The sequence below is a fragment of the Marisediminitalea lipolytica genome, from assembly GCF_001758465.1.
Taxonomy (GTDB): Bacteria; Pseudomonadota; Gammaproteobacteria; order Enterobacterales; family Alteromonadaceae; genus Alteromonas; species Alteromonas lipolytica.
Genome location: NZ_MJIC01000014.1, coordinates 315,222 through 340,499, shown reverse-complemented (window position 1 = coordinate 340,499; position 25,278 = coordinate 315,222). Strand labels below are relative to the sequence as shown.

The 25,278-nt window shown below is 46.5% G+C and carries 19 protein-coding genes; 13 read left to right on the top strand and 6 right to left on the bottom strand.

Annotated features, from left to right (window positions below):
• Window positions 1–8: 8 nt before the first annotated feature.
• Both BFC17_RS12580 and BFC17_RS12575 read right to left on the bottom strand, forming a co-directional pair.
• On the bottom strand, window positions 9–401 hold the full coding sequence (locus BFC17_RS12580; protein ID WP_229680940.1) for a hypothetical protein: 393 nt from the start codon (window positions 399–401) through the stop codon (window positions 9–11).
• 91 nt (window positions 402–492) lie between these two features.
• Complete coding sequence (locus BFC17_RS12575) at window positions 493–1,995, bottom strand: sigma-54 interaction domain-containing protein (protein WP_070176827.1); 1,503 nt, start codon at window positions 1,993–1,995, stop codon at window positions 493–495.
• 322 nt (window positions 1,996–2,317) lie between these two features.
• On the opposite strand from BFC17_RS12575, the gene BFC17_RS12570 reads away from it, so the two are divergent.
• Window positions 2,318–2,632: a hypothetical protein gene (locus tag BFC17_RS12570; protein ID WP_070176826.1), complete on the top strand. Its 315-nt coding sequence runs from the start codon at window positions 2,318–2,320 to the stop codon at window positions 2,630–2,632.
• Between the two features lie 122 nt (window positions 2,633–2,754).
• Here the strand turns inward: BFC17_RS12570 and BFC17_RS12565 are convergent, their stop codons facing one another.
• Window positions 2,755–3,939, bottom strand: coding sequence for a tyrosine-type recombinase/integrase (locus tag BFC17_RS12565; protein ID WP_070176825.1), 1,185 nt, complete (start codon window positions 3,937–3,939; stop codon window positions 2,755–2,757).
• A 748-nt stretch (window positions 3,940–4,687) separates the two neighbouring features.
• Here BFC17_RS12565 and BFC17_RS12560 point away from each other — a divergent pair.
• Together BFC17_RS12560 and BFC17_RS12555 are read left to right on the top strand one after the other, a co-directional pair.
• Window positions 4,688–5,626 carry a PEP-CTERM sorting domain-containing protein gene (locus BFC17_RS12560; RefSeq protein WP_070176824.1) on the top strand — a complete coding sequence of 313 codons (939 nt, stop codon included), beginning with the start codon at window positions 4,688–4,690 and terminating at the stop codon, window positions 5,624–5,626.
• A gap of 446 nt (window positions 5,627–6,072) precedes the next feature.
• Window positions 6,073–6,930 carry a PEP-CTERM sorting domain-containing protein gene (locus BFC17_RS12555; RefSeq protein WP_070176823.1) on the top strand — a complete coding sequence of 286 codons (858 nt, stop codon included), beginning with the start codon at window positions 6,073–6,075 and terminating at the stop codon, window positions 6,928–6,930.
• A 22-nt stretch (window positions 6,931–6,952) separates the two neighbouring features.
• Here the strand turns inward: BFC17_RS12555 and BFC17_RS12550 are convergent, their stop codons facing one another.
• Complete coding sequence (locus BFC17_RS12550; RefSeq protein WP_229680941.1) at window positions 6,953–7,240, bottom strand: Na+/H+ antiporter NhaC family protein; 288 nt, start codon at window positions 7,238–7,240, stop codon at window positions 6,953–6,955.
• Window positions 7,241–7,332: 92 nt separating this feature from the next.
• Window positions 7,333–9,201 carry a DUF885 domain-containing protein gene (locus BFC17_RS12545; RefSeq protein ID WP_070176821.1) on the bottom strand — a complete coding sequence of 623 codons (1,869 nt, stop codon included), beginning with the start codon at window positions 9,199–9,201 and terminating at the stop codon, window positions 7,333–7,335.
• A gap of 843 nt (window positions 9,202–10,044) precedes the next feature.
• Here BFC17_RS12545 and BFC17_RS12540 point away from each other — a divergent pair.
• Together BFC17_RS12540 and BFC17_RS12535 are read left to right on the top strand one after the other, a co-directional pair.
• Window positions 10,045–11,589: a methyl-accepting chemotaxis protein gene (locus BFC17_RS12540; RefSeq protein ID WP_342341842.1), complete on the top strand. Its 1,545-nt coding sequence runs from the start codon at window positions 10,045–10,047 to the stop codon at window positions 11,587–11,589.
• A gap of 12 nt (window positions 11,590–11,601) precedes the next feature.
• The gene (locus BFC17_RS12535; protein ID WP_070176820.1) at window positions 11,602–13,836 is read left to right on the top strand and encodes a putative bifunctional diguanylate cyclase/phosphodiesterase; all 2,235 of its coding nucleotides are present in this window, start codon (window positions 11,602–11,604) and stop codon (window positions 13,834–13,836) included.
• Between the two features lie 200 nt (window positions 13,837–14,036).
• Here the strand turns inward: BFC17_RS12535 and BFC17_RS12530 are convergent, their stop codons facing one another.
• The gene (locus tag BFC17_RS12530) at window positions 14,037–15,542 is read right to left on the bottom strand and encodes a Na+/H+ antiporter NhaC family protein (protein ID WP_070176819.1); all 1,506 of its coding nucleotides are present in this window, start codon (window positions 15,540–15,542) and stop codon (window positions 14,037–14,039) included.
• Between the two features lie 151 nt (window positions 15,543–15,693).
• On the opposite strand from BFC17_RS12530, the gene BFC17_RS12525 reads away from it, so the two are divergent.
• The 8 genes from BFC17_RS12525 (at window position 15,694) to BFC17_RS12490 (ending at window position 25,153) form a co-directional block, all read left to right on the top strand.
• Entirely contained in the window at window positions 15,694–16,386 is a 693-nt protein-coding gene (locus BFC17_RS12525) for a cupin domain-containing protein (protein WP_070176818.1), read from the top strand.
• Window positions 16,387–16,592: 206 nt separating this feature from the next.
• Window positions 16,593–17,270, top strand: a complete 678-nt coding sequence (locus tag BFC17_RS12520; protein ID WP_070176817.1) for a DUF2202 domain-containing protein — start codon at window positions 16,593–16,595, stop codon at window positions 17,268–17,270.
• A gap of 313 nt (window positions 17,271–17,583) precedes the next feature.
• Window positions 17,584–18,228, top strand: a complete 645-nt coding sequence (locus tag BFC17_RS12515) for a GntR family transcriptional regulator (RefSeq protein WP_070176816.1) — start codon at window positions 17,584–17,586, stop codon at window positions 18,226–18,228.
• Window positions 18,229–18,382: 154 nt separating this feature from the next.
• Window positions 18,383–20,077 carry a M1 family metallopeptidase gene (locus BFC17_RS12510; RefSeq protein WP_070176815.1) on the top strand — a complete coding sequence of 565 codons (1,695 nt, stop codon included), beginning with the start codon at window positions 18,383–18,385 and terminating at the stop codon, window positions 20,075–20,077.
• A gap of 163 nt (window positions 20,078–20,240) precedes the next feature.
• Window positions 20,241–20,873 (top strand): RNA polymerase sigma factor, encoded by a 633-nt coding sequence (locus BFC17_RS12505; protein ID WP_070176814.1) that lies wholly within the window; start codon window positions 20,241–20,243, stop codon window positions 20,871–20,873.
• A 90-nt stretch (window positions 20,874–20,963) separates the two neighbouring features.
• The gene (locus BFC17_RS12500; RefSeq protein WP_070176813.1) at window positions 20,964–21,593 is read left to right on the top strand and encodes an anti-sigma factor family protein; all 630 of its coding nucleotides are present in this window, start codon (window positions 20,964–20,966) and stop codon (window positions 21,591–21,593) included.
• Window positions 21,593–22,000, top strand: coding sequence for a hypothetical protein (locus BFC17_RS12495; protein ID WP_070176812.1), 408 nt, complete (start codon window positions 21,593–21,595; stop codon window positions 21,998–22,000). The genes BFC17_RS12500 and BFC17_RS12495 overlap by 1 nt, the downstream gene beginning before the upstream one ends.
• A gap of 9 nt (window positions 22,001–22,009) precedes the next feature.
• The gene (locus BFC17_RS12490) at window positions 22,010–25,153 is read left to right on the top strand and encodes a CHAT domain-containing protein (protein WP_083271712.1); all 3,144 of its coding nucleotides are present in this window, start codon (window positions 22,010–22,012) and stop codon (window positions 25,151–25,153) included.
• Window positions 25,154–25,278 lie beyond the last annotated feature (125 nt).

Genomic DNA, 25,278 nt, shown 5'->3' with positions numbered 1-25,278 from the left:
CTACACTCCTAACGGAATAATTTTTTTAATTCTTCTGGGGTAAATAGCTCTTCAGCTATTCGTAACGGCATATGCTCGGCGTCCTTCTTGAGGCTGCCATTTATGTTAATTGGAGTTGATAAACGAACGCTGAGAAGCACTTCCCCATCAACATTGTCTTCATCTTGCTTAAAGTAAGCAGCGTCAGGGTAATAACGAAGTAAACTGGCTTGCCAGGAAGCTTTTTGTCGGCGAAGTGCCGTTGTGATGTTATTTTTCGCTCCAAAATCATCCCTGGCAATTTTCCAGGCATGATTTAGAGATATGATTCTGTCAAGGATATTATGTATATCAAGGCGCTTTAAACCGGAGGATTGGTGGCCAGCTCCATACGATTTCAGAGAAAGTTTATCTCGTTCCATATCAATACAACTTCCTAAGCTTCAGGCATTAAGAGTTCCTGAAAGCAATATGCCTCGTTTAATCTACTCAATACGCAGACTGAAGGTCTATTTATTTATCTATTTCAATTTCCAGCTTAGACATCCAATCCTTGAGTCTCTGATGGCTCTTCAATCCCAGCATCCTTGCCGCTTTCGTGTAATTATTGCCACATGCTGATAACGCAGCTAATACATATTTTTTTCTATATTTATCAACCATCTGTTCGATATTGATTGAATCGCCATAAACTAAAGTAACATCCAAAGCTGCTGTGGCATCATCTCGCTTTATCACCGAATTTGCAACATCACCTGTTTCAATAATCTTTTGATTTGTCGTAATAAATGCTCTATTTAACGTATTCCATAGCTCCCGAATGTTACCTTTCCAGCGTAACTTAGAAATATAATCAATAGCCTCATTTGATAGTTGCTTTGGTATGTAATCAGGGTTCAGACTTCCTGCCTGATTAATCCTTGCAGTTAGTTCTCTCAGGATAATAGGAAGATCTGTACGCCTGACTCTCAATGGTGGAATTCGAATTATTCCGACAGCCAAACGATAAAAAAGATCCTCTCTAAAGTCTCCCGCATCCATCATTTTCACTAAATTTCGATGCGTTGCGGCAATGACTCTTACATCCACACTAATTGTTTTATCGTCCCCGACTCTGGTCACTTCACCTTGTTGAAGAGTTCTAAGCAACTTAACCTGAATCTCTGGAGTTAGCTCGCCCACTTCGTCAAGAAAGATAGTTCCACCATCAGCTTGCTCAAAAAGCCCTTTTTTATCTGACACCGCGCCTGTAAAAGCCCCTTTCACATGTCCAAATAGTATTGAATCAACTACTGTCTCTGGTAACGCACCGCAATTAACCGTGATAAATGGCTTGTCATTTCTTAATCCCGCAGACCGAATAGCCTGGGCCATAACTTCTTTACCGGTTCCGGTTTCACCTAGAATCAAAATTGGGACTTCAGTTTGAGATAGGTTTTCTGCTAACCCTACAACTTCTTTCATTTCCTTCGATTCAGACGTCAGGTTCGCAAAACTCTGTTTAAAGTTCGGCTTTGTAACTGCTTTGGCCGCTTGATTTTTCTGGGCGGAATGTTTGTATTCCTTTACAAAGTCAACAGGGATTTCAGTGGGTATCAATTCATTTTGAGGTGAAGCTTGCAAAAAGCTGGTATTAGATTTTCCTTTGCCAATCAGAATACTAAGAGAAATCATTGCTGGCGTACCAGAAGTCAGACTGATACATAACTTTGAGCTTTCCTTAGAAAGTTTACTTATCCATTTTTCCGCTTCTAGATGTATCGATGCATAATCTATTGGTGAGTTAATATGTACCGGTATGATTTGTACCGTCTGACATGGCCTACCCGCCATTTCAAGCTTGTTTTGAAGCCAGGATTTGTATTTTTCCCAATGCACTTCGTAGGCGTTTGCGAGAATGATAACTTTGTCGAATGGTTCTGGATGTTTAAGCGCAATTGTTGCTATGGCCGCTATATTTCCTTCACGCATGTTTTCAACATCAGTTTTACCTAACCATGTGAACAATGAATTCAAGTCACCCTCTGCTTTGTAATAATTTTTACTTAATGTAAATATTTATACAGCAGAGTTAGTCTAATTTTCAATTATAAAAGTTAATCGTTCCATTCACTAAACAACAGACTTAATACACATTCAGCATGAAACAATGCTCCACTCATCAGACTGCAAGCCACTAATTACTCACTTGTGAAAAGATACAACTAACCTTATTTCGTTTACGCAGTAATCGTTCAAGTTCGATATTTATCCAGTTGATTATCAATCTCAAAAAATCACTTAAAACCACAAATAAACTTATGTTATATATCAGTTTTCTCCCAACGTGAGGCATGTAATGGCTTATATAAAGCTAAAACAAGAAGACGTACCTTTGTATTCACCCTTTTCAGGAATTTGCATTTACGGCGAAGAAGAGCCAGCTGACTTTGAAGAAGATGAAACCGTTTTATATGCGTGTTTTGAGAGTGAAGGTGTTGGACATATTTCTGAGCGAATCCTTGATTCTCTGAAGAAGCAGAACATTTCAGATCCAGAGGCACTCACTCCGGCTGAAATTGCTGAGGCAATTGATATTCCTGATGCCATTCTCTTCGAATATGATGGCGGCTTTAACGGCCTAAGCTGGTTTATATTTGCTCCAGCAGCCTAACTAATCAATGATCCTTTTTAATTAGAAAGAGGAATATTGGTTCGGCCTGATTCATGAACGAGTTAAACTACAACAGCCTCTAAAAGCTGTTGTAGTTTTTAGCATTATTACTTAAAAGAACGTTACAAAAACTTAAAAGCTCCATTCAGAGACTCTCGAACCTGATCAACATTGGTGTGTGCGTAAATCATCGTGTGCTTTAATGACGTATGGCAAAGCGCTTTGGCCACAACACTAACATCAGCCCCCGACTGTATTTGCCAGGTGGCAAACGTCCTTCTCAGATCATGCGGTCGCGGTCGAATATTCGGGTTCTCGTGATAAAGCCCCGCGATTAACAAAGCTTCCTTCCAAACCTGATCGCCACCGGTCATATATCCATATTTGGATCGCTTCTGAGAAGGAAATACGAATTTACTTGAGGTTGAATTGAGCTGTCGACGTTTAAGTAACTGCACAGCCAAATCATGCAGAGCAATCTCATAGTGTTGTTTGGTTTTTGTTCGAGTAGCGGAAACCAACCATATAGCAGCATTAAGGTTAATATCGCCCCATTCCATTTGTTTTACATTGGATATTCTTGCGCCGGTAAACAAAGCCATTCGATAAACATCGGCAGCATCCTGATTATCCACTTGCTGAAAAGCACGCATTAAGCGCCTCGCCTCATCGTGACTCAGATATCTGTTCCGAGTTACGCCTGGCATTTTTTTAAGTCGCTCGAATGGGTTCACAAGTAAGCCAGCAGCATCTTCATAGTCGATTACATAATTGCATGCGGCTTTAAGAACACTCAGCACTTTATTATGGGTGCAATAGCCCTTGGCTTGTAATTGCCGGAAAAACTCTCTGGCTCTCTTTTTATCAATGTCCGCGACCAGGCACTTACCTAACGAATCACGAACATGATTGTTGAAAGCCACCTTGAGAGAATGCGTTCTTCCAGCTACCGTAGCTCGGAATTTTAGCTCTCCCTCACAATACAATTCGAAAAGGTCATTAAGGGTCAGGTAGGTGTTGATATCAGCTTTATGAAGGCTCGAATTTCCTTGAGCAATGTCTCTTTTATAGTGTAGTTGATCAGCGAGCAAACGTGCCATGGCTACATTGAGCTTATCTATACTCCCCAACTTTTGCTTTAAATCCTGGCCATCACGTTTGCCACGATAGTAAAAGGCTTTAGCGCCACTCGGCCTGACCATTAGTTTTAGGTAAGGTCTGTCTTGATCAGCGAATACAGCGATCGCTTTTTTGCTAGTTGTCTCTCTTACAAACTTATCAGTAAATACGGTTTTGATTTCTGACATGTTCCACCTTTGTTCCATACTTTAAAAATTAATAAAAGTGGAACAAAGTGGCTCAAAGCCCCTAAAAACGGGGTTTTTTGCGGCCCCAAAACTCACTAAACCATTGATTTAAAACCCCTTCCTGTTCAGGTGGGGCCACCATTTCAAAATACAATTCAATTAAATCAATATCTTGCTCAAATTAAAGGGATTTCTGTTCCACTTTTGTTTGACCTTCGAAAAGACTTTAAAACAATCTGCGAAAGCTTCAGTCAGCTACCTGCCACCAAACCACTTCGAATACCAAGGTATTTCGTCAGTATCAGCTCCAAAATTAAAAATACATTAAAATACATATACTTACTTAATACGTGTAAAAATTTCTGACAACCAAATAACTACCGCTAAACCCACAAACTGGCTTTGCCTGAATACATTGTCATGGTGGAATTCGCTTCAGTCTAAGTTTTCGAAAAGATAGCCTTCCCCCTATTGCAGCCCTTTAAAACAAAGGCCACCAAGAGATAAAACCTCGCCAGACAATGACGGAAATACACACTACAAAGTTCAGTTTTCTCCTCACGGTTAGCAGTAAAGAACACACCCAACAAGGTTATCTAAATGTTAATTTTGTGTTTATATTTTTTACACAAATTACCAAGTAAACTTTCTGATTGATGACAAAATAATTACTATCAAAGAGTTACAAAACTGGCACAAATATTCCTTACGGTAGTACCGAGCCTTGATGTAAGAGGAAAAGCCAAAAATGAAAGCCATGAAATTACTCCTGGGTGCAGGCATGGTCGCCGCATCAGCCGGTTCGTCAGCTGGGATTTTATATAGCACCAGCACAGACACCAGCAGCACTTTTTACGCCATGGACACTACTACCGGCATATATACTCAAAAAGCTTCGGTTAATACCCGGTCGACATTAGCCAGTGACATTAATGGCAATGTTTACGCTTTGGATATTAACAACTCCATTGTTAAATATGATGCGATGATCAACTCCTGGCAGTATGTTATGGCAGGTAATTCTTTTGGGGGATCTAATTACAATTTAGAAGTGATTGGTGAAGATAAGTTTTTAGTCACTCAATATAACTCAAGTGCTTATCATCTTTACAACGGTTCATCATGGACCACCGGCAGCCTTAGTTTTGCGGCCAGTATGGTTGCAGGCTACGATGTGGTAAACGATATGATTGGGCTCACTCAAATATCGGTAGACCGAACCTTTTTCTTTGACTCTGATATGAATTTTATAAAAGTTCTGGGAACGGGTCTGGGTACAGGCGAAAGAAAACGCGATGCCGCTTTTTATAACGGCGTTTATTCCTACCTTTTTAATACAACGCTCGCGACAACCAATTTTGATCTAAATACAGCGACTACGCAATCAGACCCGCATTGGTACGGAACCTCCGCCGTAAACATAGCCAACGGTGACAGATTTTATTCCACCATTGGTATTGGCTACAATACCCCAACCACTAAGGTAGATAGTAACGGCATTACTACCAATTTTAATACTTCAAACCTGTCCGGTTACCACTCCACCAGTGTCGTGGGCGGCAGTGCTTATAATGCAGAAGCAGAACCGCCAAGCGAAATTCCAGAACCATCGCTACTTGCAATGATGGGATTTGGCCTCTTCGGATTGTTTTTCGCTAAATTTCGTAAAACTAAAGCAGAAACTTAACAAACCAACGAATTAATCCAGAGAAGGGCCTTATGTGTGTGCAAGGCCCCTTCTTTTTATAAACCTACTATGCCTCCGCCCCCCACAAAAACACCAACTGGCGCATCAACGCCGCAACCAAAATAACCTGATTGGCCAGACATCCAGCCACTCAAAAGACTATCGCCGCTGTAGCGCCATTCATGAGTGCGTAGGGCAATTGCGTTTTAAAATGCTCAAACTGATTTGGGTAAGTAACTGTCTTTGTGTTTTGTGCACTACAGCTGACATTAATAAAGTCAGGCATATCATTGTCGATTTATTTTACACCCCTTACTTACATCGAAATTAAGCGCCTAAAAATCAATGAATTAAAAATGGCATAACTTCTGCTTTATCAGTGATAGAACAAATTTGTACCTGATATGGCAGCCGTTCCATCCAGGAGATGTTTTGGAAGTAAAGTTATGAAAATTAAATCCTTGCTGGCCTCTCTGGCTTTTTTAGCAACCACCGCAAACGCAAGCTATATTACCTATCAATACGGTGATATCGACAACCGCGCTACCACTACAGGTTTTGGCAGCACCATCACAGATAGAGTTTTACAAGGCGATCACTCATTTAGCATTGGCGGTTGGTCTACCAGCTTCGCTAGCATTGTATCGGCCTCCGTTATGCTGGGTTACGATTCTCTTGGCTATCGTGGCCCGGGTCCCCGCGGCGCTGCCAATTTAATTGTAAATAATGTCAACACCATCAGGTTGGTTGACTCTGACGGCTGTGACGGTAGTCTGAACGGCTATACAAATTGCGTACACCCGTCTGCAGGACAGGCCTACGCAAGACCAAGCTATAACCTGAGCAGCGCTACTTTTTCAAGGTTTGCCGCCGGTTCTGGCTTTTTTCGGTTTGACACAGGTAGCGACTCGTGGATTTTAGATTTTGTCCGCTTAACCCTCAATGTTGACTACCGCCCGCAAATCCTGAGTATTACTCAGGACCTGAATTTATTTACCGGCGAATCTTTTAATTTTGGTGTGGATACGTTTGATCGCGATAACGACGCGTTAACCATCGACTGGGATTTCAACAGCGATGGCCAGTATGACGATTTCAGCGGCGCCAGTGGTAGTTACTCCTTTACCGACGCGGGCATTTACAACATGTCTGCCAAAGTGAGCGACGGTAAATATACCGTATTCGAAACGTTTGCTATTACCGTTGAGGCAGCCGAAGTAGAAGTGCCCGCCCCCTCTACTTTTGCACTGTTCTTATCCGGCATGCTGGCTCTCATTGGTCTTCGCCGCAAAGCACTCAAATAAACAAGCACCATCTACTGGCAGCTCAATAATCACATTGAGCTGCCTGCTTTGAATACACTTGCTTTATCCCCCAGAGCAACACCAACTGGCATACCAACGCCGAGAGTAAGATAACCGGACTGGCCAACCATCCCGCCACCAAAAAAGCTATCGCCGCTATAGATCCGTTCATCAGTGCATAAGGCAATTGCGTTTTAAATTGCCCGAACTGACTACAGTTAGCGCCAGTGGAAGAAACAATGATGGTTTCAGAAATGGGCGAACAGTGATCCCCAAACGAACTGCCGGATAACTCCTCGTCGATACTCACCACCAGCGGCGCATCGATGGCACGCGGTATATCCTGGACGGTATGGCACCATTTAATTTAGCTTCTTCAGCTCTATAAAGAAGCCTGCAACATTAAATATTTGCCATCTTGCTAGCTATCCAGTCATCAACTATGCGCTCCAGAATAGTCAATGGGACTTCTCCATTACCCAGAACCAGATCGTGGAATTCACGAATATCGAATTCATCTCCAAGCGCAGTTTCTGCCTTTTTACGCTGCTCCTGAATTTTTAACATACCAATCTTATATGCAGTGGCCTGACCCGGCCACACAAAGTACCGCTGAACTTCGGCTTTGATTTGTCCGTTAGAGATTGGGGAATTGTCTTTAAAATACTGAATAGCTTGTTCTTCGGTCCAGCCCTTAGAATGAATACCGGTATCTACAACTAAACGTATCGCTCGCCATATTTCGGTTACCAGGCGACCAAAGTCAGACATCGGATTCTGATAACCGCCCATTTCCTTCGCTAATGACTCTGCATACAGCCCCCATCCTTCAGTGTAAGCGGTGACAAAAAAAGTGGTTCGGAATTTGGGGACACCTTGCAGTTCCTGAGCAATGGAAACCTGCATGTGATGGCCCGGAATACCTTCATGGTAAGCAATGGCTTCCATTTCATTTTTCGGCATCGACTTCATGTCGATTAAGTGTGCGTAGTACACACCGGGTGTAGTGCCATCTGTCGAACCAGCAAAATAATGTTGTGGAGCACCAGGCTGTTCTCGAAAAGATTCTACGCGTTTAACGACTAATTTGGCTTTGGGTAAAATACCAAAAAATTCGGGCAGCTTAGCTTCAATATCTTCTATAAAAGCAGTGGCATCATTGATATATCCCTGACGGCCTTCATCAGTATTCGGGTAATAGAAACGTTCATCCGACGTATCCGATTTTATATAGGAGAAAAACGCCTGAAGCGTGCCATTAAAACCTTCTTTTTGCTTGATATTTTCCATTTCCTGGCGAAGACGGGTGACTTCCTGTAATCCCAGCTGGTGTATTTCATCCGCCGTGAGATCAGTCGTTGTGTGCATCTTCAGCATCGTGTTGTAATAGGAGTTACCATTGGGCAACGCCCACACTCCCTTTGCTACCGTGTCTAAATTGGATAAGTCGTCTTCAAACTGATGAATTAACGCGCTATAGGCAGGTAATACATCACTTAATAACTTTTGTTCAGCGGCTTTTATGAATTTATCCGCTTGTACCTTATCCAGTTGTTGAGTATCGATCAGTGAGCCGATTTTCCTTTTAATATCAACAAGCAATGAAGAGTCTGCTTCGCTCGCGGGCTCAAAAGGTCTACCTGAAATAATACTTTTGCTTTGTTTGATAACACCTTCGTAGGCAAAATAAGGGGCTTTTACCCCCTCATCAGCATGAATTGCAACCCGACTGGTAAGTTGCTCGATTGCGCGGCCGATACCTGACAGGCGAGAGATATAGGCTTCAATATCAGCAGCATCCGAAACCTTATGATAATTGATCATCAACGTAGGAAGATATGATTGCATCCCCCACATTTGCGTTAATAAATAACGATGACGACTATACGCATCAATCAATCTGGCCTGTTCATATTGGTAGAACCACAGGTCGTAAGAGATTTTGGCATCGTCATCAAGTTTGCTGTAATCAAACTGGCTTTTCAGTTCCTCAACCGATGCTGCCATCCAGGCCAACTTTGCGGCTTCGCCCTGTTCTGACATATCGTCTATTTGATCATATAACTCTTTTCGTCCCAACCGAGTGAGCGTTAAAGGTGAAAATGCCAGTAGCTCTTCATATTTCACGTCAAACCACTGATTGAGTTTTTCTGACTCCGTCAGTTGCTGAGATTCCGCCACAGTCGTGGTTGAGGCTGGCGGAGATTGAGGGACTTCGGTACAGCCAATCAGTAACAATAAAAAAACACTAATACACAGAGATTTCTTCATGTTGTTTCCTGTTGCTCGATAAGATTAAGAGGAACAACATATGACAATCTCCCCGGTAATATTCAGTAAACCGATTAATCAGATGATTTGCAAGGAAACCTCCGCCTGTAAGCAGAAATAAGAAACCAGGTCAGACACCACATTACGCTATAAAAGCTAATATTCAGGCCTTTGGTTTGAGTCCGGATGAAGCCTCATTATTTCCCTTTACGTAAAAAACTTACTAAAAAATACAATCATCTAAAACCGCCTGTCCGCTTGGCAGCCGTGTATTGGTAGTGACATTCAATTTACTTATATTCCTACTACCTCCAGTACAACTTACATCGTTCTGTGAAAAGTAAAGCTTTCACCTTTCAAAAGGTAACTTGAAATAGTTCCTGGAGCAGAAATTAAGAAAAATCCGAACCTACGTAAAGACATGCCCACCAAACCGCGCCACAAATAAAACACATATCAGTTACCTATATTTTACAGAATACTTTTAAAACAAGGCTTCACGTCAATTCAACGACGCTAAAACGACAAAAAAATGACCATTTTTATTATTCTTTAGCCTTAGAGGTCTGACCAGCCAAGATTTCTCAAAAATAATTTGTTACTACTAAAGTTAAAGATAATATTAACCCTACCGCATATTGAAGTTCTTCAATAATTACAATTATCACAAAGTTGATATTTCAAATTCTGCGAAATTAACAAAAACAGCACACGGCTGTTTTCTATCTGCATCTGGCCAAAAAATAAGCTTTTTTATAACAAGCCGGAGCTACAAGCTGTTGTATTTTTCATATCGAGCGGTTTCGGTACGCCGCCATGTATTGATAGCAAGGAAAATGTATTGTGGTGAATAGGCGCAATAATCACGTGCTAGACAAAGAAGTTACTTTTACTGAACAGGAAGAGTTGGTTTCCATCACTGACACCCGCGGTATTATTCGTTATGCCAACAACGCCTTCTGCCGGGTAGCGGGTTTTAAAGAGGCGGAGTTAATAGGCAAAAATCACAACATTGTAAGACACCCGGACATGCCTAAAGCCGCGTTTGCCGATATGTGGCAAAAACTACAGGCCGGCCAGTCATGGCGCGGCGCGGTTAAAAACCGCTGTAAAGATGGCAGCTATTATTGGGTAGATGCCTTTGTTACCCCGGTTTTTGAAAACGGAGAGTTAACTGGCTATCAGTCAGTTCGTACTGTACTGGATCCCACAATAAAGGCCCGCGCACAGCGGCTTTATCAAAAAATCAATGCCGGACATTCGGTATCAGAAACCTTCTGGCAGGCCAGTCTGCCGCGTTTGCTCACTTTTTGCGTGGCCTCGTTAGCCTTAAGTACCGGCGCGCTGTTTTTTGCGTGGCTGGCCTTTGCCCTGCCAGTTGTTGCGTTAATATGTTTTTATCCCGAAATATTCAGTACTTATGCTGCTATCAGGCGATTAAAAGCCGACTACGACAGTGTATCCCGCTATGTTTTTTGTGGTCGCTCATCGCTCAGTATCGTGCACTTCCACGATCTGATGCACAGGGGCCGAACCCGAACTATTCTGGGCCGGGTATCAGACGGAGCAAAAACGCTTCTCTCAAGCGTACAACGGTTAGAAGATACCGCTCAGCAAAGTCGTACCGGCGTTGAACAACAAACTCATGAGCTACATCAGTTAGCTACTGCAATGGAAGAAATGTCGGCCACAATCCAGGAGGTTGCCACCAATACCACACAAACGTCGGTAAAAGTGGAGGCAGTCCACCATGACTGTGAGCAGGCCACACGTGCGATCACCGATACTATGAAATCGGTATCCCGCTTAGCGGCCGAGGTTACCGATTCGGCTAACTCAGCTGAAGCCCTCGCGACCAATGCCGAACAAATAGGTAAAGTCACTACTGAAATTCAGGGAATAGCTGATCAAACTAATTTACTGGCTCTCAACGCCGCAATCGAGGCTGCGCGCGCTGGCGAACACGGGCGAGGCTTTGCGGTGGTAGCCGAAGAAGTCAGAGCCTTATCCACCCGCACCCATAAAGCCACCGAGCAAATCCAGGCGTCAATGGAACATATCCAGACAACCTTGCATTCGCTCGCCGCCACAATGCGTAAAGGAAAAATATCAGCAGACACCTGTATTAATGATACCGAAACCACCGTTTCAATTATCAATCAGGTTTACGAAGAGGTAACGCTGATTGCCGATTTAGCTATCCAGATTTCAACGGCAGCAGAAGAACAAAGTGCGGTAGCACAGGAAATTAGCCGTAACGTGGAAGCTATCAATGAAGTCTCAGAGCACAATCTGGTGCTAGCCAATAATGTGGCCGAAAATGCGTTTAACATCGACGAACGAGCGCAATTACTGGCATCAATGCCACTGACATTTAAACAACGATAGAGCACTCAGATTATGCAGCAATTACTCAATAAACTGGCTCTTGGCACCTATAGTGAATTTAGTCAGTTAACCCGAAATATCACTGTGGTCATCAGCAATGCACAATGTCAGATTATGGCGGTATCCCGGCAAGAACACAGTATTGCGTGGGCAGCCAACCACCCACAACAAACGCCCCCGGCCTACCAAAAATGTTTTATTGAGCCTGTATTTCATGATGCGCTGCTTAATCAACACGATACTTTTGCTGAAGCCGATGCTAAATCGCTGCAGGCAATTAAATCACTGTTAGGTAATAACACAGCTACCCGGGCGCTTGGTATTGGCTCGTCGAGAAGCGGCGATCCAGACACCTTCTGTATGTTTTTATTACTGTTTAACGACGCAGAAATAAGCCAGAACAATCTCACCTCGTTACTCAATGCGTTAAAGCACGATATTTTGCAAACCTGCAGCGACTATTGCGAAGTGCGATTACTCAATAATCTTGTGAAGGCTTCCACGGTTGATACCATCAGTCAGATTGAGAAGCTTACTGAGTTTAATCAAAAGCTAACAGACAACATTAATGATGCACTGGTAGTAATAGACCACAAAGGCGAAGTCATTTCTGCTAATCGGATGGTGGAGTCGTTGCTCGGCTATACCGAAGCCGAGCTGTTAGGTAAAAACGTTTCCGTGCTGATGCCCGCCCCTTACGCCAGTGCCCACGATCATTACCTTAAACATTATATTGAAACACGCCAGGCACATATCATTGGCCGCCCACGAGAGCTTCCTGCAAAACATAAATCGGGCGATACGGTGCATATCGAACTCACCCTGACCGAAGTAGAACACCAGCAACAAACCTGGTTTGTAGGCATGATGCGCGATTTAACCGAACGCAAAAATCACGAAGCGCGTATGCGAAAAATGGCCTATGAGGATCCCATTACCGGCCTGCCAAATTTGCAGGCGTATCATCGCGATAGCAGCAAATGGTTATCGCTGGCCAACACACCTGAGTCTTACCTTTACGTGTCAATTATTGATATCGACCGCTTCTCTGAGGTTAATCTGGCCTATGGAAGGGAAAAAGGCGACCACGTACTGGCCATTATGGCCAAGCGGATACTGGCAATCTGCGGCCAGGAATTTGTGGCTTACAGGGGGCTTGGCGACAGCTTTATCATTGCGCGTCTGGCGCCACTAACCAGCCCTACCGCTGAGGATAGGTTTGCGCTTACTCAGTTTGAGTTATCATTACAGGCCTCATTAGAAAACAACATTGACATCGAAGGTCACCAGCACCAGAAAAGCGTGTCCATAGGCAGTATTTTTAAAGTGGTCGATAGCGACGAAACCCCTGAATCACTGCTCTCGTTAATCGACTACACACGAGCGGAAATCAAGAGTGCAGAATGCCGCACTATCTATCGTATTAGTCATGCCGACTATCAAAGTTTTGAACGCCAGAAAAATATTCGGCATGCCATCCTACCGGCCCTTACCAACAATGAGTTTCATGTGGTATTACAGCCAAAGGTCAATGCCGAGCGAAAGGTTATGTCATCCGAATTACTGATTCGCTGGAATTCGCCTGAACTTGGTGCTGTCAGGCCTGACGAGTTTATTCCTATTGCCGAAATCTCCAGTGATATCCACGATATCACCAAGTGGGTGTTGGAGCAGGCCTGCATCAATCTCGCTGAGGCAAAAAAATACGGTCAAAATACCCAAATTGCCATCAACGTAAGCGCCAGGGATATCGTCAGGCCGGTATTTGAAGAAACCATTATGAACATGTTGCGGCGCTACAACCTGCGGCCACAGCAGCTTATACTGGAATTAACCGAAACCGCCCTGATCCAGGATCTTTCAGCGGTAAGCGAAAAACTTAAAATTCTGTCAGATTATGGCCTGAAGATTTCTATCGATGATTTTGGTACCGCTTACTCATCAATGATCAACCTGTATATGCTGCCTATCAGCGAGCTGAAAATTGACCGCATTTTTACACTTGAGATGGAGAAGAACTTTAAAGCAAAAGGCATTGTAGAAAGCTTACTAGCGCTGTCTAAGCGCATGCAAATAAGCACAGTGGCAGAGGGTGTCGAAACTGCACAGCAAGTGGAAATACTGGAAAAAATGGGCTGCGATCTAATGCAAGGCTATTACTTTGCCAGGCCGCTTCCGCCTGAGGAATGGCTGGCATTCCTGTTAAAAGCTAATAAAAGCACAGACGAAACAATAGCAAACCAGTGAGTTTTTCCGTTCAGAGCTACCCAGCCACAAGAATATGTCCAACAATGAGCCGCAGAACCCGTTTACTCTGGTCTGCGAAGCTCCGGGGGACCAGCCTTTTTCCTGGTCACACAGATTCGCACTATTTTTATCTGGCATGCTGGCGCTGGTTAGCCTTCGCCACAAAGCCAGCAAATAAACAAACGCCCTGTTCCGGCAGCTCAATAATCACGTTGAGCTGCCTGCCCTGAGTGCAACTGCTTTATTCCCCACAGCAACATCAACTGGCACACCAGCGCGGTGAACAAAATTACCGGACTGGCCAACCATCCGGCCACTAAAAAAGCGATCCCCGCTATCGCACCATTCATGAGTGCGTAGGGTAATTGCGTTTTAAAATGCTCAAACTGACTACAGTTAGCACCGGTGGCAGAAAGAATGGTGGTTTCAGATATGGGCGAACAGTGATCACCAAACAAACCGCCGGATAATACCGCGCCAATACTCACAACCAGCGGCGCATCAATGGCAAATGCAGTAGGAATAACCAGTGGCAACATAATGGCAAAGGTTCCCCAGGAGGAGCCGGTAGCAAAAGAAATCACCGCCGACAGTAAAAACGCCACCAGCGGTAGCAATGGCGCGGGGAAACCCTGTTCGGCTAACCCGGCAATGTAGCTTGCGGTGCCAAGCTCGTGGCCTAGCGAACTTAGTGTCCAGGCCAGTACCAGTACAATAATTACCTGCATCATACCGCCCATGCCTTGCAGGTATAGGCTGATCCCTTCCATAGCGGGTCTTACCTTATGCCATGCCATCAGGCCAATTAACGTGCAGGCCGCTAAAAAATAAGCGCTGGCCAGAGCCGCCCGAAATACCGAACCGGGCACACTGGCAAAGGGGAATCCTTCGGGCACCAGCATCATCAGCAGTACACCAGCCATTACCAGTAACGGCAAAAACACAAAGCTGGCGCGGGCATTCTGATGCGTAAAAGGCTGTAATCCTGAGTCAGTCTCAGGCGCGTTTAAGTCGGCTTTAGCTGCCAGCGCTTCGGCCTTTGCCATAGCGCCCACCTCCGCCTTTAGCAATAAAGCCGCCGGGATCACTGCAATAGCTAACAGTGCATAAAACTGAAAAGGCACTACTTCAATAAACACCTGCCAGCTATCCAGCGCAAGACCGGCGCGATCAAACTCCTTTTGCATCAGGCCCATTATGTAAATACCCCAACCAATAAACGGCACCAGAATAGCCACCGGCGAGGCGGTAGAGTCAATAATAAAAGCAAGCTTTTGGCGCGACACTTTTAACCGGTCGAACAGCGGTCTGAACACTGGGCCAATAATCAATGGCGTCCCCAAATCAGAATAAAAAATGAAAATGCCGCCAAGCCAGGCAGACACCTGCGCTTTTGCTTTGCTGGTAATCAACCTAATCATTTTGCTGGCAAATGCCGGCCCGCCTCCCGACTTTTCCATTAGCGCAACAAAGCCGCCAATAAACACCATCAGTACGATCACGCCAGCATTGTAGCTATCAGTCAGCGTTCCCACTAAATGCGTTTTTACCAGTTCGCCAAGCACCTCCAGCGGCTGCCAGCCGGTTAGTAATACCACCGCACTTACCACGCCACCAAATAAGCCTATCACCACATGTTTGCTGTACAGCGCCAGCGCAAGGGTTACCAGAATTGGCACCACCGAAATAAAACCAGGTTCAGTCAACGTTCTGTTCCACAGGCTAAAAAAAATAACCTAATCAATTAATTATAATTTATCCAATCTAGCGTAATTGGCAGGTCATCACAATAAACTAAGCTTTTCAGGCAAACATACGTAATACTTTGCAATGTGAAATATTGTCAGGATCCGTTACATGCAAATAAACAGTGACTTTAATCAGCGAGTGGTTATACAACCCCAGGACTACCATTTTGTCGATTCACCGCTTAAAGGTGTCAGGCGTATGATGCTCGACAGAGTCGGGGCAGAAGTTGCCAGAGCCACCAGCATAGTTGAATACGATCCGGGGGCTGGCTTTAGCGCCCATACTCACGATGGCGGCGAGGAGATTCTGGTACTAAGTGGTACCTTTAGCGATGAGCATGGCGACTATCCCGCTGGCACCTACCTGCGCAACCCACCGGGCACATCGCACACGCCTTATTCTGAAACAGGTTGTACGCTGTTGGTAAAACTCTGGCAGTTTTCGGTAAGAGACAGCCAGCAACTAATCATCAACACCCGCCAGGTAGCCTGGCAACCCGGGCAAGCAGAAGGCTTAACCGTATTGTCATTGCACGAGCATGAAGGCGTTAATACGGCGCTGGTTAAATGGGCGCCTGACACACAGTTTGGCCCGCATACCCACCCCGGCGGCGAAGAAATTCTGGTGCTCGAAGGCGTGTTTAATGACGAACATGGCAGCTATCCGGCCGGTAGCTGGATACGAAATCCGAGATACAGTACGCATACGCCATTTACTGCCAGCGAAGGTGCGTTAATTTATGTCAAAGTCGGCCATATCGGTGCTAGTTTACTGGGTAACCGCTTTATTAATAACGCCTGAGCAAACCGCGTGTCATTGTTGTCACACATACCCAAACGGTTGTGACAACAATGGCAAAACATCCCAGCATCCAAAAAATATCTTTTAAAAATCAGCCAAATAACTCAACTAAATATCAGGCATCAAGCTTGCAATGTCTACGGTAGCAGTCACTTTTCATTAATGCGTGCTTTTCACCCGTTAATGAAGCGCAACCGGAGAGCATTATGCAGCGCTTACTATTGGTAATTTTGTTGAGTTTATCCGCCGTCCTCACAGGGTGCGGTGGTAGTGATAGTCCATCGCCATTAAATGTGGATCAAAATGGCCTGACGACCTTTAATGTCAGTCAGCTCAACACCCAGCTTAATACCTACGCACTGGGCGATCTCACGCCAATCGAAACCGAAGGCGTATTGCTGATGCGCGAAGAAGAAAAACTCGCCCACGATGTGTACATCACCCTCTACAACCAGCACGGTCTGGCTATATTTAATAATATTGCCAGCAGCGAACAAACCCATACCGATGCCATGCAGGCGTTGCTGGAACGGTACCAGCTTGACGATCCGGTAACCGATACCACCGTTGGTGTATTTACCAACAGCGAACTCGCCTATTTGTATACGGTACTTACTGAAAATGGCGCGATTTCTGTTTTAGAAGGGCTTTATGTTGGCGCCCGGATAGAAGAACTCGATATCTATGATCTGATGCGTCTGAGCGAAGACCTAACAGACAACCCCGATGTACTAATGGTGTACAACAATCTGCTTAAAGGCTCGCGCAATCATTTACGTTCTTTTTATGCGCAAATCCTTAATAACAATGGCACTTATCGCCCGCAATATATTAGTCAGGCGTTATTTGATGAGATTGTGAATTCGCCCATCGAAAAAGGCTAAGATCATTAGCATTGTGCAGCAGCGCTTTTTTACTTTTCCACATTTGACCCGTTTTAAGGTGCTGCGCCTTACCCGCATTCAGTCTCATGCTTGGCAAAAACAAATTAAAAATCACAATTTAAATCTAAATTGCTGAATAAAATAAACTTTATCCTTAACATCTGGCTAAAAAACCCGCAAACAAAACCGCAAACGCTATCGGGCCTAGTTCATTTAGTATACTGTATTACATGAAGCCTGTCGCAAAAAACAAACAGGCCAACGCCTACAATAATAAAGCAACACCTAACTTCTTTTCAGGAGTCATTAATACATGTCAATTGTGGTTAAAACATTGTCGGAACAAGCCTACGAAATTATTCGTGAGCGGATCCTTGCCAACGATATGTTCCCGGCAAAACCCATTCGTCAGGATGCCCTATCCCAGGATCTGGGAGTAAGTAAAATCCCGCTGCGTGAAGCACTCACCCGGCTGGAACAAGACGGATTATTGGTTTCTCATCCAAACCGTGGTTTTATTGTTCGGCCGCTAAGCCTTGCCGAAGCGGAAGACGTTTTTCAGCTGCGTACCACGCTGGAGCCAGAAGCCGCGGCCCAGGGCTGTAAAAAAGCCACCGAAGAAGACAAAGCCAAAGTCACCGAAATCTTCAAACGCTTACAAAGCATGGCTAACGAGATAACCCCGGAAGCCGTTACCGTAAACCGCGAGTTTCATTTAGCCTTGTCAGCCCCTGCCGGTCGTAACATTACTCAGGAACTGCTGTTTAAGGTTCACCTGCTGTCAGAACGGTATGTGCGCAAACACCTTGAGCCACCCGATCGCGAGGCCGACGCCTACCGCGAGCATGAAGAAATTTATGCAGCGTGGATGAACAAAGAACCCAAAAAGGTAAAAAAACTGCTTAAAGAGCATACGCAAAGCACGCTGGAAGATCTTCGCGGCGAACTTTTCGAATAACCTCAGGGTGTTAGTATCAAAAAGGCGGCTCAAAGAAAGTCGCCTTTTTTCGTTAAACTCCCATATAACGCGTTTAACGCGCTGCTCTCGTCCTCACTTTGCGCCGAATACCGTTATAATCTAGCCATTATCACCGTATCTGTGGAGTGCATTCATGAAACCAGGCATTGCCTGCAATGGTATTATTCTTTCACTTGCTGTTGTGTTAAGTGCCTGTAGCACAACACAAAACGCAACTACCGCGTCAGTCGAATCAACCGCCTACACCTTAAAAAGCGGGGGACATATTCCTGCTCTTCAGCAGGGTGTCAGCGTAGAGCATGCCACGCTTAATTTTGCTTTTGACTTTAATAACGAGGTGCTGTTTGGCGATACCACGCTGCGCCTTACCAGCGAGTCTGCCAAGCCCTCTGTGTCGGTTGATTTGGATACCGTTTTTACTATCGACGAAGTACAGCTAAACGGTCAGATTATCCAGCCTGAGCATTACACCAACACCCATGGCGAACTTATTATCACCCCCACCAGCGCCCCGGTTTTTCCGTTAACGGTTAGCGTTAAATACCATGGCCATCCGCGTACTCCGCCTAATGCGCCCTGGGATGGCGGCGTAATGTGGGAGCAAACGCCCAATGGCAAGCCCTGGCTGGCAACAGCTGTACAGGGCGAAGGCTGTGATATTTTCTGGCCGTGTATCGACCATCCCATGGGCGAACCGAAAACCGCGGATATTTTCATTACTGTGCCCAAAGGGCTGGTAGCCGCCAGTAACGGCGTACTGGTAGACACCACAACCACCGCCGAACAAAGCACTTATCACTGGCAAACCCGCTCGGCCCACAACACCTATGGTATTGCGCTAAACGTCGGGCCCTACGACAAAGTCGAGAGCACCTACCACAGTGTTTACGGTAACAGTTATCCCATTGTGTATTACTACCTGGCGGGTAATGGCGATAAAGCCCAGCAACTGTTTGATGAAATTCCGCCTATGCTGACCTTTTTTGAACGCATGATTGGCCCTTACCCCTTTGCCGATGAAAAAGTCGGCATCGTGCAAACCCCGCATCTGGGCATGGAACATCAAACCATTAATGCCTATGGCAACGAGTACAAAAAAGATGAGTTTGGTTTTGACTGGCTGCTGCAACACGAATTCGCCCATGAGTACTTTGGTAATCAGGTGACTAACGACAACTGGGATCACATGTGGATCCACGAAGGCCTGGGCAGCTACATGCAGCCACTGTTTGCCCAGTACTTAAATGGCGATCTGGCGTATAAAACCTACCTCAATAACCAGCGCAAAGGTCTTATCAATACCCACCCGATCGTGTCTGGCAAAGAAATGGAAGTAGAACAGGTTTACGAGCGCGGTGTAGGACCGGCGCTGGACATCTACTACAAGGGCTCCTGGATCATGCACACCCTGCGCTATCTTATTGGCGATCAGGCGTTTTTTGACTCGGTAAAAATCCTGCTGTACGGCACAGCAAACCCCATGCCCGGCCAGTTCAGTACCCTGTATCGCAATACCGGCGACTTTATTAACATTGTAAATAAGCAAACAGGGCAGGATCTTAACTGGTTTTTTAATGTTTACCTGTATCAGCCTGAATTGCCCGAGATCCTCCAGCAGCGCAGCGATACCAAGCTTAAGCTAAGCTGGCTCACGCCCGGGGATTTGCCCTTCCCCATGCCTGTTGAGGTATCAGTAAACGGTAAGGTAACCACCCTGCACCTGCCACAGCAAAATACCCTGTCCGTTACCCCTAAAGACGTGGTGATTGTCGATCCGCAAAGCAAATTGTTGCGGGTAGAGCCCCGCTACAACCATGTTAAACGCTAAGTCAGTAAGGTTTATGCGCATTGTTCCCCCCGGCCAGTGCGCTTTATTATTTAAAACCCTGCTAATCATCGGTTTTTATCGGCCAAGTCACCGCTATTGCTTGTAATGCATGGCCTGTATCTGTAGATTCATCAGTCATCAACTTATTGCATTGCAAGCGCTCATGGACGAACCCGCGGTACTGGTAAGACAAATAGCCCAAGGCAACAAAGCGGCCGAGCAAAAGCTGCTGTGCCATTTTTTTCGTCCTTTGTATTCCATAGTCGCTTACAAGTGCGACGACCCCACCCTGGCCCAGGACATAGTACAAGAAGCCCTGCTCGTGGTTATCCTTAAGGCCCGTAATGCCGAAATAGAAAACCCCGATGCCATTGCCGGTTTTGTCCGCCGGGTGGCAGAAAATCTGATGATAGCCAGTTTCCGAAAAACCAAACGCCAGCGCACCGACACCTGCGAGGATATCGATTTAACCCCCCATACCGCGCAGCTAACCGAAACCAGGGTCAGCTCCGAAAAACTGCTGGAAACGGTAAAGCAAGTGCTGGCCGAACTCACCGTCGAGCGCGACAAAGAATTGCTCAGAGCCTACTTTTTTGAGGGCAGGGAAAAACACGAACTCTGCGATCAACTCGATTTAAGCACCGAACATTTCGATAAAGTCCTGCATCGGGCCAAAGCCCGGTTAAAGCAGGCCCTGGCGTTAAAATGTAATGTGGAACTCAGCAAACAGTCGCTGTTTACCCTGCTGTCGGTATTTACCGTTGTGTGTTTACTCAGCATTATGTTTAATAAATAAGCAGCCAGATTGAGAGGGAAATGAGTTTGCCGACACTAACCAGCTATACCAGCCCGCACGGCTAAGCAACTCAAAACCAAGTTACCCTATATGGATAAGCAATACATACAAACCCATCATATTATTCAGCGCTACCAGCACGGCAAGCTCACCCCGGCCGAAGCCATCGAGTTTGAAGAGTACCTGTTAACGCATCCGGCTTTAGCAGAAGAGTTTGAACTAAGCGCTATTTTTAAAAAGACCCTGTCACCCGCACTACACAAACCAGATACTCCCCTAAGCAGTCGCTTACGCCAGCTAATATGGCCAGCTGTGGGTGTATTTATCGGCAGCGCCGCTACCTGGTTAATGGTGGGCTACAAAGTACCGGCGCACACCGCCTCGGCCATAAGCCCCGACATTATTTACATTGGCGAGATGCGCGGCGCAAGCACAACTACAGCGCCACCGGTTGCTGCCGTGCTGGAGCAAAACAGCCAGCAACAGGTACTGGTGTTAGATGTGAGCATGGCCAGCGGCCAGCTGTTTGATGTAACGCTGCAAGCCGAAAACGGCAAAACCCTTAACCACTGGCCCGGCCTGCAAAAAAATGCCCAGGGCGAACTGGTAATAACCACTTCGCTACAACATGCCGGCATCTCAGCGGCCATTATTTCAGTTACCCAAAGCAACAAGGATAACCTGGTACTCAGTGCCACCATAATTACAGGAACCAATTAATGCATCACTCATGGATGAGTATGTTTCCCCCGGCAGAACAACCACTACTCAGCGAAAACGAGCTGAATACCCTGGCTACCCTGATGCTGCCCGGCGGTCACAAAACTTCTGCCGGCGCTGTGCCCGCATTTAGCGCCCCGGCAAATAAAGCCCCGGAAAACGACGAAGACGAGCTCGATCCGGATGTACTGTGCTCCAACAATTTATCCATAGTTAAGGATGGCGGCTACCCCAAAGACACCGCCGCCTTTACCGACAAATACACCGATGTGTACTTTACTATTACCTATTCGATTGATGCCGATGGCAAACCTAAATACACCACGGCCAGCCACTGGAATAAGGCCGAGCAAGGCACGCTGTTTACTATAAAAAGTGCACCGGCTTATGCCTGGAAAAATCACTAACAGCGCCTTATGTGTATGGTCGACCGGTTAATTTCACCCTTACTCATTGCCCTCGGCCTGGTCCTGCTGACCGGGCCGCAGGTTAGGGCAAACGAGTATGAGTTTAACGTTACCGCCGGTCCCGGCGAGCTGATAGTTGTTGCTTCCCCCAGCGCCGAATTTACCCTTAACCTGGCAGGCAGCCCACCCGCCTACAGTCATTATAGCTATAACCACACGGCCGTTATTGCTCCGCAAACAAGCACCACACAAAGCCTGACGATAAACGTAGTAACCGACCCTTCAGCCACAACGAAAGCCAGTGAATTTACGGTATATACCGCGCCTGATTCTGCTGCCTGGCAGTGGTTAAACACGTTATCATCAGCCCGGCAATTACCCGAAGCTGAGGCCCTGCTGACTGCGTTTAACCAGCCAAACCAGGCCCCGCAGCAAACCTGCCTGATTGCCACCGTGCTGGCCCGGCACTATCTGTCCGAGGGCAATAAGGACCAGGCTGAGACTTTACTTGCGCCACCCCAGAGTTATGCCTGCTGGCAGCTGGCTGCACTGGCTATGCAAACCTACTTTGACCAGTACCGCTTTGCCGAAGCCAGTCAGCTTGCTATTAGCCTGTTGCCGGATGACTTTGCCAGTGCCAGCGAGTTTGCCAATGCCGCGTTTCAGGCCGCCGACTGGCCAGTAATGCAAGATAGCATTACTGTGTTTAGCGAAGATGCTATCGCCATACCTGCCCAAACCAGTTATCTTTCCATCCGGCTATTGCTTACCCTGGGCTTCAGCAACGTATTACACGGCTCGACAGCTTCTTCCCAGTCGCTGATGCAGGCGGGTAAATATTCGTTAGAACAGGCGTTAAACCATGCCAGCACTTATGCCTACCCGGGCCTGCAGCCAGAAATTTACAACGGCCTCGCCACCTACTGGGCGCTGGCTAACGATAATGCCGCCTCGGCCCGGTATTTAGAGCTGGCCATCGCGGCAACCCAAGCCAGTGACAACGGCAAAAATCAAGCCGAGTTAATGAACAATCTGGCGCTGGTGTATTTATGGGACGGTCGCTGGAACGATGCCCAACAAACCCTGCGCGAAACCTATCAGCAGCTTTCTGCACAAAACGAATCGATAACCGCAGCCGTAGTCACCGCCAATCTGGCCAGCAGTTATATGTACCTGGGCGACTGGTACACTGCCCGGCGTTACTATGAACGCGCGCTGGACTTAAGTAACACAACCTTAAAGGATGAGGACACAACCTACATTGCCCTGGCGCTGGCGCAAATAGCCATGGCCCAACAGCACTGGTCAGCAGCACAGCAAACCTTAGCCGCAGCGGCTCAGCTGGCAGAAACGTTACGCCCGGATAAACTCCCGCTTATTTACGCCTTACAGGCCGAATCACTGGCCAGTAGCAACCGTTTATCTGACGCCCGTATTGCACTGAATCAGGCAGAGGATAAGCTGCCTGGGGTAATACGCAATGCAGAACGAATTAACGCCCTTACCGCCATCGGCAAAGCCCGGCTATTATTGGGCGATTATCCTGAAGCCGGCAAGACCCTCGCGCAGCTTGAAGCCCTGATCGACCCAGAGCACCCGCAGCAAATTACCCTTGCTGCACTAAAATACCAATGGCAGCAAGCCATAGAGCCAGACAACTTTAACGCCCTTTACCACACCTTTGCCGGTGCCAGTGAACTGGTGTTTAACCTTAGCGAAACGCTTGATGCTTACCAGGCCGGGCCACACTGGTTTAATAAGGTAAGAACCCTGTACGATGCCCACCTCGATACTCTGCTTACCAACCCTGCAGCTAAGCAGATTAACGAGGCGTTAAGCCTGCTGGATGGCTATAAATATCAGCTGATGCGGCGTAAACGCAGCGATCTTAACCGCCAGCGTGTGTTTAGCCAGCCCGCAACAGAAAGCCTGTGGCAACAGCGCATGCAGTTAGAAAGCGCGCTGGTAAACCACAGCTCAGAACAACAAAAACAGGCCGTACAGCTGCAACTGGATAACCTGCTGGAGCAGTGGCAACACCAGATACCCCCGGAGGACTCTTCCACCGATGTAGTGACTAACACGGCTGTAAACCTGGCAGACATTCAGGCAATGTTAACGCCAGCACAGGCAATTTTGCGCTATATACAAACCCGCAAACAGTGTTACGTAGTGGCCATAACAGCCGGGCGCAGTGAAGTAAGCACCATTAGCTGCCCGCCAGAGCAAACACCGGGCGCCTCCGGCGCAGAAATTACCCACCAGTTCAGCGCCATACCCGCACAAACGTATATCCCGGACTGGGTGCTTAACAACAGGGCCATTAGCGATCTCATCTGGTTACCCGACGGCCGCTTTTACCATCTGCCCATGGCGCTGCTTAAAGGCCCGGATGGCACTTATGTAGGCAGCCGTTATACCCTGCGCCAAACTCCGTCCCTGCGGACCTATTTACAACCAACAAACGACAAACCACTGAGCCCGTTTACGCTGGGGATCTTTGATGCACCAACTTACAGCGCAACGCAGGAAACCTCTGATGGCTGGCGCAGTAAACTGCCGCCGCTTAACTGGGCACAGGCCGAGGGAGATGAACTTGCTACGTTGTTTAAACCGTATCAGGTAAACCGCTATTCGGGGGCAGATGCCACCCAACAGGCGTTGTTAAACAGCTCAATGAGTCACGCTACTTTGCTACACATTGCCACCCACAGTTATTTTGATCCCAATACGCCGGAAATAGTAGGACTTGCCGTGGCGGGTAATAGTGGGAAGGCCGCGCTAAACAGTGGTTTTTTACCGCAAAGCGCTTTGCTGGCGCAGCACTTTACTAATCAGTTGGTAGTGTTAAGTGGTTGCGAAACCGCCCTTGGCCGGGAAATGGCCCACGACGGCCTGCAAAGCCTGGCCTACGGTATGTTAAGCGCAGGGGCCGATTCGGTAATAAGCACCCGTTGGAAAATAGCCGATAAAGCCGCCGCTACCTTTATGGGGCATTTTTACACTCACCTGAAAACCAACGGTAACAGTGCCCATGCCTTGCGCTACGCCCGCCAGCAAATGCAGCATCACCCCCGTTTTAAACACCCTATGCACTGGGCGGGCTTTACCCTTACGGTTATACCGCAAAGCGCCGAACAATTTAGTTTTTAATATACACATCAAAATGCCGCCAAACGGCCCGAAACTTACCGTAAAAAGTGGTTAACTGGGCTTAAAACCCGCACTTTTGCTTGTTGTTTGTAAAGCGCTAAGTAACTATAGACCTGCATAATAAT